This is a genomic window from Kitasatospora sp. GAS204B, assembly GCF_029892155.1.
Classification (GTDB): domain Bacteria; phylum Actinomycetota; class Actinomycetes; order Streptomycetales; family Streptomycetaceae; genus Kitasatospora.
The window spans coordinates 183310-197210 of sequence record NZ_JARZAG010000005.1; the positions used below are offsets into that span (position 1 = coordinate 183310).

13 protein-coding genes are annotated in these 13901 nt (G+C 71.8%); 4 read left to right on the forward strand and 9 right to left on the reverse strand.

Features of this window, described 5'->3' with window-relative positions:
• The first annotated feature begins 66 nt into the window (after nt 1-66).
• A complete protein-coding gene (locus tag P3T41_RS09200; protein ID WP_280689143.1) occupies nt 67-894 on the forward strand; it encodes a GH25 family lysozyme in 828 nt (275 codons plus the stop codon).
• Nucleotides 895-1346: 452 nt separating this feature from the next.
• On the opposite strand, the gene P3T41_RS09205 is transcribed toward P3T41_RS09200, so the two are convergent.
• From P3T41_RS09205 to infC, 8 genes are all read right to left on the reverse strand, one after another.
• Entirely contained in the window at nt 1347-2078 is a 732-nt protein-coding gene (locus P3T41_RS09205) for a hypothetical protein (RefSeq protein WP_280689144.1), read from the reverse strand.
• 140 nt (nt 2079-2218) lie between these two features.
• Entirely contained in the window at nt 2219-4738 is a 2520-nt protein-coding gene (gene pheT, locus P3T41_RS09210) for a phenylalanine--tRNA ligase subunit beta (RefSeq protein WP_280689146.1), read from the reverse strand.
• Nucleotides 4738-5859 carry a phenylalanine--tRNA ligase subunit alpha gene (pheS, locus tag P3T41_RS09215; RefSeq protein ID WP_280689147.1) on the reverse strand — a complete coding sequence of 374 codons (1122 nt, stop codon included), beginning with the start codon at nt 5857-5859 and terminating at the stop codon, nt 4738-4740. Before pheS ends, pheT begins: the two co-directional genes overlap by 1 nt.
• A 237-nt stretch (nt 5860-6096) precedes the next feature.
• A complete protein-coding gene (locus P3T41_RS09220) occupies nt 6097-7230 on the reverse strand; it encodes an ATP-binding protein (RefSeq protein WP_280689148.1) in 1134 nt (377 codons plus the stop codon).
• A 66-nt stretch (nt 7231-7296) separates the two neighbouring features.
• A complete protein-coding gene (locus P3T41_RS09225) occupies nt 7297-8187 on the reverse strand; it encodes an RNA methyltransferase (protein WP_280689149.1) in 891 nt (296 codons plus the stop codon).
• A 126-nt stretch (nt 8188-8313) separates the two neighbouring features.
• Nucleotides 8314-8709 (reverse strand): 50S ribosomal protein L20, encoded by a 396-nt coding sequence (gene rplT, locus P3T41_RS09230; RefSeq protein ID WP_280689150.1) that lies wholly within the window; start codon nt 8707-8709, stop codon nt 8314-8316.
• 107 nt (nt 8710-8816) lie between these two features.
• On the reverse strand, nt 8817-9011 hold the full coding sequence (gene rpmI / locus P3T41_RS09235; protein WP_280689151.1) for a 50S ribosomal protein L35: 195 nt from the start codon (nt 9009-9011) through the stop codon (nt 8817-8819).
• Between the two features lie 141 nt (nt 9012-9152).
• The gene (gene infC / locus P3T41_RS09240) at nt 9153-9929 is read right to left on the reverse strand and encodes a translation initiation factor IF-3 (protein ID WP_280689265.1); all 777 of its coding nucleotides are present in this window, start codon (nt 9927-9929) and stop codon (nt 9153-9155) included.
• A 494-nt stretch (nt 9930-10423) separates the two neighbouring features.
• Here infC and P3T41_RS09245 point away from each other — a divergent pair, with 494 nt between their 5' ends.
• Nucleotides 10424-10756 (forward strand): DUF1844 domain-containing protein, encoded by a 333-nt coding sequence (locus P3T41_RS09245; RefSeq protein WP_280689266.1) that lies wholly within the window; start codon nt 10424-10426, stop codon nt 10754-10756.
• Between the two features lie 16 nt (nt 10757-10772).
• Here the strand turns inward: P3T41_RS09245 and P3T41_RS09250 are convergent, their stop codons facing one another.
• Nucleotides 10773-11507, reverse strand: a complete 735-nt coding sequence (locus P3T41_RS09250) for an SseB family protein (protein ID WP_280689152.1) — start codon at nt 11505-11507, stop codon at nt 10773-10775.
• A gap of 49 nt (nt 11508-11556) precedes the next feature.
• Here P3T41_RS09250 and P3T41_RS09255 point away from each other — a divergent pair, with 49 nt between their 5' ends.
• The gene (locus tag P3T41_RS09255) at nt 11557-12651 is read left to right on the forward strand and encodes an exo-alpha-sialidase (protein WP_280689153.1); all 1095 of its coding nucleotides are present in this window, start codon (nt 11557-11559) and stop codon (nt 12649-12651) included.
• A gap of 39 nt (nt 12652-12690) precedes the next feature.
• A complete protein-coding gene (locus P3T41_RS09260) occupies nt 12691-13890 on the forward strand; it encodes an alanine racemase (protein WP_280689154.1) in 1200 nt (399 codons plus the stop codon).
• The last annotated feature ends 11 nt before the right edge of the window (nt 13891-13901 follow it).

A 13901-nucleotide genomic window follows, 5' to 3' on the forward strand; every position in this document is an offset into this window, starting at 1 on the left:
CCGGTTCTGGGTAACACCGCGAACGTTCGGGCACACCGCGCACCCACCCGCAGGGGACGGAGCAGCATGGGGATATACGGGCAGGACTGGGCCAGTTACCAGTCATCGACACCGGACACGACCGGGTTGAGCTTCGCCTTCGTGAAGGTCAGTCAAGGCCTGACCTACACCAACCCGGAGTGGAGCGCACAGCGTGACCACGCCCGCGCCGCCGGCCTGGTGGTGGGCTACTACCACTACCCGAAGATGGCCAACTCCCCGCAGCAGGAGGCCGATCGCTTCCTCGGCCTGGCCCAGCCGCAGGTCGGCGAGCTGGTCTGCCTGGACTGGGAGGGCTACGACAGCGCCAACGAAGCGGTCGCACACAGCACCCAACTCTCCTACAAGGAAGCCTGGCTGCGGTACGTCAAGAGCCGGCTGCCGCACAACCCCGTCGGCCTGTACTGCAACCTGGAGTACTGGCAGAGCATCGACACCACCGGGTACGTCCAGGACTTCCTGTGGATCGCCACCTCCGGCCTGCCCGCCGGTCAGCCCGGCATCAACGCGAACTGGCTCTTCCACCAGTACGCCGACTCCGGCAGCACCGACCAGGACTACTGCCACCTCGCCAGCACCGCCGAACTGCGTTCCTGGGCCGCCTCCTTCGCCCCGGCCGGCCCGCCGTGGCCGGGCGAGTACCTGAAACTGCAGACGCCGATGCTGCACGACGGCAACGTGCGCACCTGGCAGCAACGGATGCACGACCGCGGCTGGCCGCTCACCGTGGACGGCTGGTACGGCCAGCAGTCCGACCACGTCTGCCGCCAGTTCCAGCAGGAGAAGGGGCTCACCGTGGACGGGATCGTCGGTCCGGCCAGTTGGGCGGCGGCCTGGGCCGATCCGGTCAGCTGATCGAAGCTCGCCTGGCCGGTGCTCGACTGACCGTCAGTTCTCGGAGATTCGGAAAGAAGGAGGACCCGGGAGCGTAGCCAGCTCCCGGGCCCCTGTTTGCCGCCCAATTGCGCACGCCGGCACGTTGAAGAGTGCGGATCAGCGTTAAATCGACGCGTTCTGCCGTTGAACTACCGTGCCACGAGAGCGGCACAGACAGGATTTGAACCCGCATTCGTCGATATTCGTCCACACCCGGTCGATCCGGCGATCGGCGGCGAATGCTGAGACTGGAGCGAGAGTCTGAGATTGACAGGGACTGCCTCTGCCTGGCTTGGGCTACTCCTGCGTGTTCGTGCAGGAGGAGGGATTCGAACCCCCACTGGATCCCTGGGATCAGCTTCAACATCAGTGTCAGCTTGCGCCGGCTCCCCGGCGCACCCCTCACGCTCGGGTGAGGGGCGTTCATGAGGCTACCCGAACAGGTAGCCGAACACCGCGTCACCCACCCGCTGATCGGTGACCTCGACGTTGTTGGCCTCCTCGCGGGCGAACTTGACGGCCTGCTGGAGCTTCTCCACCCGCTCCTGCAGCTCGTTGACCCGCCGGGCCGGCAGCGCGCCGGAGAACTTCACGGTGGTCCAGTAGCCGACCGGGATGTCCTCGTAGTAGACCTCGACCTGGGCCGGGTGGTTCTCGGTGGCCTCGGCCTTGACGTGGTTGCGGGGCACCTTCTTGGTGCGGATGGTGCGCACCGCCTCGGTCTTCCAGGAGTCGGTCGACGGGTCCAGGTTCCAGGACTCGGCGGCGTCCAGCACCGGCAGCTTGCGCACGAAGGTGAACAGGTCGGTGAGCTGCTTCTCCAGGAAGAGCAGGTAGGGCACCGGCACCTGGGCGAGCAGCAGTTGCCCGTCCACCACGACGTCGGCGCAGGCGGAGCGGTTGGCCCAGTCCTTGGTGGCCGTCACGTCGAAGAGCCGGGTCAGCGTCGCCGCGGTCGCCCGCAGGATGTCCTCGGCCTTCAGCTGCACCCGGGTCGACTCGGGCGGCAGTTGCTCGCCCTCCTCGTCCTTGGGCTGGTAGGTGCGGGAGATCCCGGCCAGCAACGCGGGCTTCTGGACGTCCTGGTGAGCCTGGGTCAGCTCCTGGAACGACTTGGACTTGACGCCCTTTTCGACGGCGATGATCTGATTCAGCTTCGGCACACCCCGGACGCTAGCAGGACGAACAGACGTGCGGCGAACCGGTTTTCGCGCCCAGCTCTCGCACCCGGGCGGTTTCCGGGCGAACGACCGGGGCCCCGGCTCGGATCGCTCCGAACCGGGGCCCCGTGGGCCGGGAGGGACTACGCCCCGCGCAGCACCGCGCCGGTGCTGGCGAGCGCGGCGGCCACCGCGGCCTCGCGGGCGGCCGAGGCCTCGTCCGCGGTCAGCGTGCGGTCGGTGGCCCGGAACCGCAGCGCGTAGGCCAGCGACTTCTTGCCCTCGCCCACCTGCTCGCCGGTGAAGACGTCGAACAGCCGGATCGCCTCCAGGAGTTCGCCGGCGCCCTCGCGCAGCGCGGCCTCCACCTCGGCGGCCGGCACGGCGGCGTCCACGATCAGCGCCACGTCCTGGGTGGCCACCGGGTAGCTGGAGACCGTCGGGCCCTGGGCCTGCAGCTCGCCGTCGGCGGTCAGCAGGTCCAGGTCGATCTCGGCGACCACGGTGCGCTCGGGCAGGTGCAGCGCCTTGACCACCCGCGGGTGCAGCTCGCCGGCGTGGCCGACCACCCGGTCAGTGCCGGCCACCAGCAGCTCGGCGCAGCGGCCCGGGTGCCAGGGCAGGTACTGGCCCTGGCGGACCGTCAGCTCGACGCCCGCCGCGCGGGCCACCGTGCGGGCCGCCTCGACGGCGTCCGCCCAGCTCGCCGGCGCGCCCTTGCCCCACCAGCCGGACGGCAGCCGCTCGCCGGTCAGCGCGACGGCGACCCGGCGCGGCTGGTGCGGCAGCGCGGCGTTCAGCGCGGCGATCTCCTCGTCGCTGGGACGGCGGTCGACCGCCGGACGCGGGGCCACCGGCTGCTCGGCCTCGGGCAGGAAGACCAGGCCGGTCTCGAAGAGCGCCAGATCGGTGTTGCCGCGGCCGATGTTGCGCCGCACCGCGGCGAGCAGCCCCGGCAGCAGCGTGGTGCGCAGCGCCGGCTCCTCGTCGTTCAGCGGGTTGACCAGCTTGACGGTGCGCCGGCGCACGTCGTCCGCGGCCAGGCCGAGGCCGTCGAAGGCCGCCTCACCGAGGAACGGGTAGTTGTGCACCTCGACGTAGCCGGCCCCGGCCAGCGCCACGCCCACCCGGCGGTGCATCCGCTGCACCGGGGTCAGGCCCTGGCCCGGCGGGACGGTGGGCATCCGGGCAGGGACGTTGTCGTAGCCCTCCAGCCGGATGACCTCCTCCGCGAGGTCGTTGGGGTCGGTCAGGTCGGGCCGCCAGGTGGGCGGGGTGACCTCCAGCAGGTCCCCGCCGGCCACCGAGCAGCCGACCTCCTGCAGCCGGCGGGCGACGGTCTCGCGACCGTACTCCAGGCCCGCGATCCGGTCCGGCAGGTCGGCGGCGATGGTGATGGTGCGCACCGGGTGCGGGGCCGCGATGTCGGTGACCCCGGCCTCGGCGGTGCCGCCGGCGATCAGCACCAGCAGGTCGACGGCGCGCTGCGCGGCGGCCCTGGAGGCCTCCGGGTCCACCCCGCGCTCGAAGCGCTTGGAGGCCTCGGAGGGCAGCTTGTGCCGCTTGGCGGCGCGGGCGATGGCCACCGGGTCGAAGTGCGCGGCCTCGATGATCACCTCGGTCGAGCCGACCACGGCGCCGGTCTCCTGGTCCACCACCGGGTCGAGGATCTCGGTGGAGGCCCCGCCCATCACGCCGGCCAGACCGATCGGACCGCTGTTGTCGCAGATCAGCAGGTCCTCGGCGGACAGCTCGCGCTTCTGGCCGTCCAGCGTGGTGAGCACCTCGCCGGCCTCGGCGCGACGCACCTGGATCGGGCCGTCCACCCGGCTCTTGTCGTACGCGTGCAGCGGCTGACCGACCTCCAGCATCACGTAGTTGGTGATGTCGACGGTCAGCGAGATCGGGCGGACGTGCATCTTCTGCAGGCGGCGCTGCAGCCAGATCGGCGACTGGGCGGCCGGGTCGATGCCGACCACGGTGCGGGCCACGAAGCGGTCGCAGCCGGCCGGGTCGGCGACCTTGACCAGGTAGCCGTAGGAGTTGGCCGGCGGCACGTCGAGCAGCGCCGGGTCGGCCAGCGGCAGGCCGTACGCGGCGGCGGCCTCGCGGGCCACCCCGCGCATCGACAGGCAGTAGCCGCGGTCGGGGGTGACCGCGATGTCCAGCACCTCGTCGACCAGCTCGAGCAGCTCGATCGCGTCGGTGCCGGGCTCGTAGTGCGAGGGCAGCACGATGATGCCGTCGTGATCGTCGCCCATGCCCAGCTCACGGGCCGAGCAGATCATGCCGGCCGAGGTGTGGCCGTAGGTCTGGCGGGCCGCGATCGGGAACGGGCCGGGCAGCACGGCGCCCGGCAGCACCACGACCACCTTGTCGCCCACCGCGAAGTTGCGGGCGCCGCAGACGATCTCCTGCGGTTCGCCGGTGCCGTTGGCGTCGCCGACGTTGACGAAGCAGTGCCGGATCGGCTTCTTGAAGCCGGTCAGCTCCTCGATCGACAGCACCTCGCCGACCACCAGCGGGCCCTTGAGGTCGGCGCCGAGCTGCTCGACGGTCTCGACCTCGAGGCCGGCCCGGATCAGCTTCGCCGCCAGCTCGCGACCGGTCACACCGGCCGGCAGGTCGACGTACTCACGCAGCCAGGAAAGCGGGACGCGCATCAGATCTCCATCCCGAACGGGAGAGTGAAGCGCACGTCACCCTCGACCATGTCGCGCATGTCGGCGACGTTGTGACGGTTCATCAGGATCCGCTCCAGGCCCAGGCCGAAGGCGAATCCGCTGTAACGCTCGGGGTCCACCCCGGAGGCGACGAGCACCCGCGGGTTGACCACTCCGCAGCCGCCCAGCTCGATCCAGCCCTCGGAGGAGCAGGTCCGGCAGGGGGCGTCCGGGTTGCCCACGCTGGCACCCCGGCAGACGAAGCACTGCAGGTCCACCTCGGCGCTCGGCTCGGTGAACGGGAAGTACGAGGGCCGCCAGCGCAGTTCCAGCTCGTCCCCGATCAGCTTGCTGACCAGCAGCTCGATGGTGCCCTTGAGGTCGCCGAAGGTGATGCCCTCGTCCACCGCGATGCCCTCGACCTGGCGGAACACCGGGGTGTGGGTGGCATCCAGCTCGTCGGTGCGGTAGACCCGGCCGACCGAGACGGCGTACAGCGGCGGCTGCTTCTCCAGCATGCTGCGGATCTGCACCGGCGAGGTCTGGGTGCGCATCACCAGACCGGAGTCGGGCGAGCCGTCGGCGGCCGCGACGAAGAAGGTGTCCTGCATCGAGCGGGCCGGGTGGTCCGGGCCCAGGTTGAGCGCGTCGAAGTTGAGCCACTCGGCCTCGACCTCGGGGCCCGAGGCGATCGAGTAGCCCATCGCGACGAAGGTGTCCTCGATCCGCTCGGCCAGCGTGGTCAGCGGGTGCCGGGCGCCACGCGGAGCACGGTCGTACGGCAGCGTGACGTCCACCGCCTCCTCGACCAGCACCCGGGCGTCGCGCTCGGCCTCCAGCTCCGTCTGACGCTTCGCCAGCGCCTGGTTGACCGCGCCGCGGGCCTGGCCGATCAGCTTGCCGGCCGCCGCCTTGGCGTGCGGGGGCAGCGCACCGATCTCGCGGTTGGCCAGCGAGAGTGCGGAACGGTCGCCGGTGTGCGCGACCTTGGCCTGCTTGAGCTCATCCAGGCTGGTGGCGGCGGCGAAAGCGGCTACCGCCTCGTCCCTGGCACGCTCGACCTCTTCGGGCTTCAATGCCTCAACCTCGACCGGGTCGTAGGACTTATTGGGTGCCGACATCTCGATGTTTTCCCGTGCTCCTGCTCGTCTCCGTGGCGTTACACCAGGTCGAGTGTAGTCGCAGCGCGCACACGGCCCTGGAGCGACTGAGCTGCGACGCAGCGGAGGGTGGGGGCCTCCGAGGTACGAGGGGGCACCCGCCCGCAGCGTAGGAGCAGCTCACCAAGCGACCCTGGTGTGGTTCGTTCCCTTGGCGGAACGCCTGCACAGCCCGCCGGGCCCGGGAATCGGTCGTTGTCAGACCATGAAGTCGGGCACCCCGGCGGGCAGGATAAATCGGAACCGCGCGCCGCCGCCCGGCGCCCGGTCGATCCGGATCGTCCCACCGTGCGCCTCGACGATGCCCTTGACGATGTAGAGGCCCAGGCCGGTACCGCCGCGCTTGCTGCCGCGCCAGAAGCGGGTGAAGACGCGCGGCATGGCCTCCTCGGGGATGCCGCTGCCCTCGTCGCTCACGGTGACCGCCGTTCCTTCCACGATCCGGGGCGGAGTGCCCGGGTGCTCCCAACTGGCGGCCTCGACGATCTCCTTGGCCGGCGCGACCTCGATGGTGACAGTTCCCTCGCCGTGGCGCACCGCGTTTTCCAGCAGGTTGGCCAGCACCTGGTCCACCTTGTCGGGATCGGCCCACTGCTGCGGCAACTCGTCGACCAGGCGGATGTCGAAGCGCTCGGCGGGGATGCCCGCGGCCACCTTGCCCTCGACCTGCCGGCGCACCGCGGCGGCCAGGTCCACCACCTGCTTGCGCACCTCCAGGCGCCCGGCGTCGATCCGGGAGATGTCGAGCAGCTCGGCGATCAGCCGGGTGACCCGGTCGGCGTCGGCGTTCACGGTCTCCAGCATCACCCGCTTCTGGCCGTCGGTGAAGCGCTCCCACTTGTTCAGCAGGGTGGCGGTGAAGCCCTTGACGCTGGTCAGCGGTGAGCGCAGCTCGTGCGCGACGGTGGCGATCAGCTCGGCGTGCGCCCGCTCGGTGCGCCGCCGCGCCTCGGTGCCGCGCAGTGCCACCACCACCTGGCGCAGCGGGCCGCCGGGGCCCTCGCGCAGGTAGGAGGCCGAGACCAGCAGTTCGCGGTTGGCGCCGGGCAGCAGCAGGTTGCGCTCGGGCTGGCGGGTGCGGATCGCCAGCCCTCCGTACGGGTCGGTGAGCGGCCACCAGCGCCGGCCGTCCAGGTCCTCCAGCGGCAGCGCCTCGGCCAGCGGGCGGCCGAGCGCGGCGGCGGCGCTGATCCCGGTGAGCCGGGCGGCGGCGGCGTTGAAGCCGACCACCAGGCCGTTCCGGTCGGCGATCACCAGGCCGTCCGGCAGGTCGTCGAGCGCCACGGCCACCGTGCCCGGCCCGGCGCTCGCCCCCTCCTCGCTGCCCACCATGGGTGTCCTCCCCGATCCGCCCGACCCACACCTGAAACTGGTGAATGGCCCCCGCCGAGGCAGACCCTAGCGCTCCGTACCCGACTCGCGACAGCCTGCGGGCGAACGCTGTGCCCGAGCGGACGCATAGAGGCAGACGGCGGCGGCGGTGGCGAGGTTCAGGCTCTCGGCGTGCCCGTGAATGGGCACGCGCACCACCTCGTCGGCGAGTGCGCGGGTCTGCTCCGGCAGGCCCCAGGCCTCGTTGCCGAAGATCCACGCGGTGGGGGCGCCCAGCGTGCCCTCGTCCAGCTCGTGGTCCAGGTCGCGCTCCCCCGCCCCGTCAGCCGCCAGCACCCGCACCCCGGCCGCCTTCAGCTCGGCCACCGCCTGCTCGACCGGCACCCCGACGGCCACCGGCAGGTGGAACAGGCTGCCCACCGAGGCTCGCACGGCCTTGGGGTTGTAGAGGTCCACCGAGGCGTCGGTGAGCACCACCGCGTCCGCCCCCGCCGCGTCGGCGGTGCGCAGCACGGTGCCGGCGTTGCCGGGGTCGCGGACGTTGGCCAGCACCGCGACCAGCTTGGGCCGGGCCGCCAGCACCTCGGCGAAGGGGGTGTCCAGGAACCGGCAGAGCGCCACGATCCCCTGCGGGGTGACGGTGTCGCAGATGTCGGCGATCACCTCGTCGGTGGCGGTCAGCACCGGCAGGCCGGCGGCCCGGGCCTCGGCGACGATCTCGGCGTGCCGCTCGGCGGCCTCCGCGGTCAGGTAGATCTCCACCACGGCAGGCCTGGCAGCGTCACCGTCCGCGCCACCCGGCAGCAGTCCGAAGGCCACCGCCTCGCGCACCGCCTGCGGGCCCTCGGCCAGGAAGCGGCGGTCCTTGCCGCGCTGGGCCCGCCGGGCCAGCTTGCGGGCGGCGATCACCCGCGGCGAGCGGAGCGAGCTGAGCTGGGGGGTGTCGGTGCTGGCCATGTTCTCTCTCGCGGGGGTGGGTAAGAGGGCCGGACCCTCTGAGAGGGTCCGGCCCTCGACTGGCGGACCCTCCAAAAGAACCCGCAGGCTCACGAGGAGCCTGCGGGTCCGGGGTACAGCGGTGGATCAGGCGGCGTCAGCGGCGACCTTCGGCGCGTTGACGTCGGTCGGCAGCGCCTTCTGGGCGGCCTCGACCAGCGTGGCGAACGCGTTGGGGTCGTTGACGGCCAGCTCGGCCAGCATCTTGCGGTCGATCTCGATGCTGGCGGCCTTGAGGCCCTGCACGAAGCGGTTGTAGGTCATGCCGTTGGCACGGGCCGCAGCGTTGATGCGCTGGATCCAGAGCTGACGGAAGTCGCCCTTGCGCTTCTTGCGGTCGTTGTAGTTGTAAACGAGCGAGTGGGTGACCTGCTCCTTGGCCTTGCGGTACAGGCGCGACCGCTGGCCGCGGTACCCCTTCGCTCGCTCGAGGATGACCCGGCGCTTCTTGTGGGCGTTCACTGCCCGCTTGACGCGTGCCACTTCATTACTCCTTGGGTTGGACCACGGACTACTTCACGCGGTCCGTCAAATCGAATAGGTCGGGAAGGATCAGCCGGACTCCGCGACCACCAGGTCGCGGCGGGCGATCACTTGCCGAGAAGCTTCTTGATCTTCTTGGCGTCCGCGGGGGCGACCTCGACGGTGCCGGCAAGCTTGCGGGTCAGCGTCGAGGGCTTGTGCTCCAGGAGGTGGCGACGACCGGCGCGCTCGCGCAGCACCTTGCCCGAGCCCGTGATCTTGAAGCGCTTGCTGGCGCCACTGTGCGTCTTCTGCTTCGGCATGTCGCCGTATCTCCTCGTCGGTCCGCCCCAGGCCCGCGTGTTGCCACGCAGGCCCGGGCGCTGTGTTTGCTCGGTCATCGGGACGGGAGTCCCGGGACCGCGTTGGCCGGATCACTCGGACCGACCGGAGCCCTGGAGGGCTCAGGCGTCCTGAGCGACCTCGGCCGGCTGCTCGGCGTCGGCGGCGGTGTCGCCGGCCTCCACCTCGTCGTGGGTGGCGTCGTCGTCGGCGTCCTCGTCGTCCTCGGCGCCGTCCGCCTCGGCCTCGAGGGCGGCGTTCTCCGCCTCGAGAGCTGCGTCGTCCGCGGCGCTGTCGCCGTCCGCGTCAGCCGGGCCGGCGTTGCGACCCTGGCGCTCGGCCTTGCGGGCGTCCTGCGCCGCGCGGGCCTCGGCCATCGCCTCGGTCTTCTTCTTGTGCGGGCCGAGAACCATGATCATGTTACGGCCGTCCTGCTTGGCCGAGGACTCCACGAAGCCCAGGTCCTGGACGTCGTTGGCGAGCCGCTGCAGCAGCCGGAAGCCCAGCTCGGGACGGGACTGCTCGCGACCACGGAACATGATCGTGATCTTGACCTTGTCGCCCTGCTTGAGGAACCGAACGACGTGACCCTTCTTGGTGTCATAGTCGTGCGGGTCGATCTTCGGCCGGAGCTTCATCTCCTTGATGACCGTGTGCGCCTGGTTCTTGCGCGCCTCACGGGCCTTCATGGCCGACTCGTACTTGAACTTGCCGTAGTCCATGAGCTTGCACACCGGCGGCCGGGCGGTCGCCGCGACCTCGACCAGGTCGAGGTCGTACTCCTGCGCAAGCTCCAGCGCCTTGGCAAGCGGCACGATGCCGACCTGCTCGCCGCTGGGACCGACGAGTCGCACCTCGGGGACGCGAATCCGGTCGTTGATGCGGGGCTCGGTGCTGATGGGGCCTCCTCGGTTGCACCTTCTTCGATACGGCCGTCAGGGAGGCGGTCGTACGTAGGCTCTGACCACTGGGCGGGGCTTCATTCGTGCTGCGCTGCCGTCGGCGTCTGAACCTGGCACCGCGGCACGAAAAAAGCCCCGCTCATCGCAAGCGGGGCTCCACACAACCGGGGGCGGCGCCCGGAAGGGCGCTGCGGGCGACTCACGGCCTGACGGCTGGTGTCGCTGACCGGAGACCTGTCGACCGCCAAGTCGATCAGGTGGGAGACTTTCGCGGTTGCCCTCTCGGGCCTCCTGGGTGGAGCCTCCACTTGCTGGCCGGGCACGATGAAGCGCCTGGCCGGTCTCGAGCCACTTTACACCACCGGCGGGGATGGTGTCTGCCGGTACCCTCCCAGGGGTAACCGGATCCACCGCTAGGGAATGAGCCTTCCTTGAACAGCCAGCCCGACAACGTTGACGAGGCCCGCGACGAGACCGTCGGCGACCAGACCGTGGGTTACGACGAGCTGACCCGCGACATCGCGGACGTCCCGGCGGTCGAGGTGATCACCACCGTCGCGGTGCACCTGATGAGCGCGGCGGCCGTGAAGTGCGGTCTGGCCGAGGGCGGCGAGAAGGACAAGGACCTGGACGAGGCCCGCAAGCTGATCACCGCGCTGGCCGGCCTGGTGACCGCGGGCGCGCCCGAGATCAGCAACTTCCACGCGGCCCCGCTGCGCGACGGCCTGCGCTCGCTCCAGCTGGCCTTCCGCGAGGCCTCGCTGGTGCCGGACGCCCCGGGCACCGGCCCCGGCGAGAAGTTCACCGGGCCCGTCTACTCCTGAGCCGCGCGTCCCGTACCTACGCGTTGTAGAAGCCGCTGCCCGTCGACCCACCGTCGGCGGGCAGCAGTGCGAGGTCCAGGCCGCGGGCCAGCCGGACCCGCAGGGTGGCGTCGGCGGCCAGCGCGCCGGCCAGCCGCTGGGCCAGCTCCGCGACCGGAGCGCCGTCGGCCAGCGCGAGGGCGAGCACCGCGTCGGTGGCCTGACCCGGGCGCAGCTCGGCCCGCAGCACCTGCGGCTCGGCGGCCAGCAGCGTCCGCAGCGCGGCCAACACCTGCGGGTCCTCGACCGGCGGCAGCCAGGTCCGGTTCTCCGCCACGGCGCGCATCCGGGCACCGGTCAGCTGGTAGGGCACCGGGCCCGCCGGGTCGATCAGGAGGGTGTCGGCCCGCTCCGCGTAGGCGGTCAGCACGGCCTGCGGGGCGCTCACCGGCGCCGGGCGGGCGTCGGCCTGCCAGGCCGCCAGCGAGGCCAGCGAGGTGAAGGCGGGCAGCGCGCGGCGTCCGTCGGCGGCCTCGATCACCGGCACCGCCATGTCGCTGGTCTTCTCGTGCTCGAGTCCCCGGGCGTCGGTCTCCACCTCGCCGAGCAGGGCGACGATCGGGACCATCAGCCGGGCCGGGCGCAGCGCGGCCAGCACGGCTGCCTCGGCGGCCGGGTCGCGCGCCCAGTCAGCGAGCGCCGCGGCCAGGACGGGGTCGGCGCTGCCGTCGTCGGCGGCGAATCCGGGGTTCGGGATGTTCTTGCGGTCCACCCGGCGAGCCTAGCCGCTGGTGCGGGGCGCTCTTGCGCACAGTGGTGGCATGAGCGAGGTACTGCTGGCGGTCGGCACCGAGAAGGGCCTCTTCCTGGGCCGCAGCCGGGACCGGAAGGTCTGGGACTTCACCGGCCCGATCTTCCCGATGAACGGCGTCTACGCGATCGGCATCGACAACCGCGACGGACGCACCCGGCTGCTGGTGGGCGCCGACAGCAGCCACTGGGGGCCCTCGGTCTGGCATTCGGACGATCTGGGCGAGACCTGGCTCGAACCGACCACCCCCGCCGTGCGGTTCCCCGAGCACACCGGGGCCGCGCTGGCCCGGCTCTGGCAGCTGCAGCCGGCCGGGCCCGAGGCGCCCGGGGTGGTCTACGCCGGTACCGAGCCGGCCGCGCTCTTCCGGTCCACCGACGGCGGGGAGAGCTTCGACTTCGTCGAGGCGCTCTGGTCGCACCCGCAGCGCGAGCAGTGGGGCGCCGGCTTCGGCGGGCAGGGCCTGCACACGATCCTGACCGACCCGAAGGATCCGGCCGCGCTCACCGTGGCGGTCTCCTCGGGCGGCGTCTACCGCAGCGGGGACGGCGGAGCGAGCTGGCGGCCGTCCAACACCGGGATCAAGGTCAGCTTCCTGCCGGAGGAGTACCCCGAGTTCGGGCAGTGCGTGCACAAGATCGCACCGGACCCGGTGCTGCCCGACCGCCGCTACCTGCAGAACCACGGCGGGGTGTTCCGCAGCGACGACGCCGGGGACAGCTGGCAGCCGATCGAGAACGGCCTGCCGGCCACCTTCGGCTTCGCCGTCGCCACCCATCCGCGCCGCTCCGGGGTGGCCTACCTGGCGCCGCTGGAGGCCGACTTCATGCGGATGCCGCCCGACCACCGGTGCCGGATCTACCGCACCGAGGACGGCGGCGAGCACTGGGAGCCACTGACCCTCGGACTGCCCGGCGAGGACCACTACGGCGTGGTGCTGCGCGACGCGCTGCGCTGTGACAACGCCGACCCGGCCGGGGTCTACTTCGGCAACCGCAACGGTGAGCTGTACGCGAGCGCGGACGAGGGCGACAGCTGGCGGCTGATCAAGTCGCACCTGCCCGACATCCTCTGCGTGCGGGCGGCCGTGGTTCCCGTCTCCTGACCCTACCCAGCGGTAGGGGCGCTGTGGCAGGCTGCGCCAATGACGACCTCTGCCGCCGCCGACCGGGCCCGCTATGACCGCGCCACCGCCGAGTTGGACGCGCCGCTGGCCATCGTCGACCTGGACGCCTTCGACGCCAACGCCGCCGACCTGGTCCGCCGGGCCGCCGGCAAGCCGGTCCGGGTGGCCAGCAAATCGGTCCGCTGCCGGGCGCTGCTGGAGCGGGTGCTCGCGATGGACGGCTTCGCCGGGGTGATGAGCTACACGCTGGCCGAGTCGATCTGGCTGGTCCGGGCCGGGTTCGAGGACGTGCTGCTCGCCTACCCCTCGGCCGACCGGGCGGCGTTCGCCGAGCTGACCGCCGACCCGAAGCTGGCCGCCAACATCACCGTGCTGCTGGACGACCCCGCACAGCTGGGGCTGATAGAGCAGGCCAGGGCGGGCGAGGAGCCGGTGCGGGTCTGCCTGGAACTGGACACCGCACTGGAGTTGCTCGGCGGGCGGCTGCGGGTCGGTGCCCGGCGCTCGCCGCTGCGCACCCCCGAGCAACTCGCCGCCTTCGCCGAACTGGTGCACACCAGGCCCGGGTTCAAGGTGGTCGGGCTGATGGCCTACGAGGGGCACATCGCCGGGGTGGGCGACCGGATCGCCGGCCGGCCGGTCCGCTCGCGGATGATCCAGCTGATGCAGGCCAAGGCCCGGGCGGAGCTGGCCGAGCGGCGCGCGGCGGTGGTGCGGGCGGTACGGCGGGTGGCGGACCTGGAGTTCGTCAACGGTGGGGGCACCGGCAGCGTGCGGAGCACGGCGGCCGAGAGCGCGGTGACCGAGGTGGCGGCCGGGTCCGGGCTGTACCTGCCGCGGCTCTTCGACAACTACCGCTCGTTCCAGGGTCGCCCGGCGGCGCTCTTCGCCCAGCCGGTGGTGCGGCGGCCCGGGGTGGGCGTGGTGACGGTGCTGGGCGGCGGCTACCCGGCCTCGGGCCCGGCGGGGGCCGACCGCTCCCCGGTGCCCCACCTGCCGGCCGGGCTGCGCTACGACCCGATGGAGGGGGCCGGCGAGGTGCAGACGCCGCTGCTCGGGTCGGCGGCCGACGACCTGCTGATCGGGGACAAGGTCTGGTTCCGGCACGCCAAGGCCGGCGAGCTGTGCGAGCGCTTCGAGCGGCTGCACCTGGTGGCTGGCGAGGCGGTGGTCGCGACGGTGCCGACCTACCGGGGCGAGGGGCGGACGTTTCTCTGAGCGGGCGTTCC

What these genes read in the sequence shown, in the direction of transcription:
- P3T41_RS09220 (WP_280689148.1), bottom strand. Translation starts at nt 7,230, where the DNA reads ATGGTGGGCAGCGAGGAGGGGGCGAGCGCCGGGCCGGGCACGGTGGCC.
- P3T41_RS09200 (WP_280689143.1), top strand. Translation starts at nt 67, where the DNA reads ATGGGGATATACGGGCAGGACTGGGCCAGTTACCAGTCATCGACACCG.
- pheS (WP_280689147.1), bottom strand. Translation starts at nt 5,859, where the DNA reads ATGTCGGCACCCAATAAGTCCTACGACCCGGTCGAGGTTGAGGCATTG.
- P3T41_RS09255 (WP_280689153.1), top strand. Translation starts at nt 11,557, where the DNA reads ATGAGCGAGGTACTGCTGGCGGTCGGCACCGAGAAGGGCCTCTTCCTG.
- rpmI (WP_280689151.1), bottom strand. Translation starts at nt 9,011, where the DNA reads ATGCCGAAGCAGAAGACGCACAGTGGCGCCAGCAAGCGCTTCAAGATC.
- pheT (WP_280689146.1), bottom strand. Translation starts at nt 4,738, where the DNA reads ATGCGCGTCCCGCTTTCCTGGCTGCGTGAGTACGTCGACCTGCCGGCC.
- P3T41_RS09260 (WP_280689154.1), top strand. Translation starts at nt 12,691, where the DNA reads ATGACGACCTCTGCCGCCGCCGACCGGGCCCGCTATGACCGCGCCACC.
- P3T41_RS09225 (WP_280689149.1), bottom strand. Translation starts at nt 8,187, where the DNA reads ATGGCCAGCACCGACACCCCCCAGCTCAGCTCGCTCCGCTCGCCGCGG.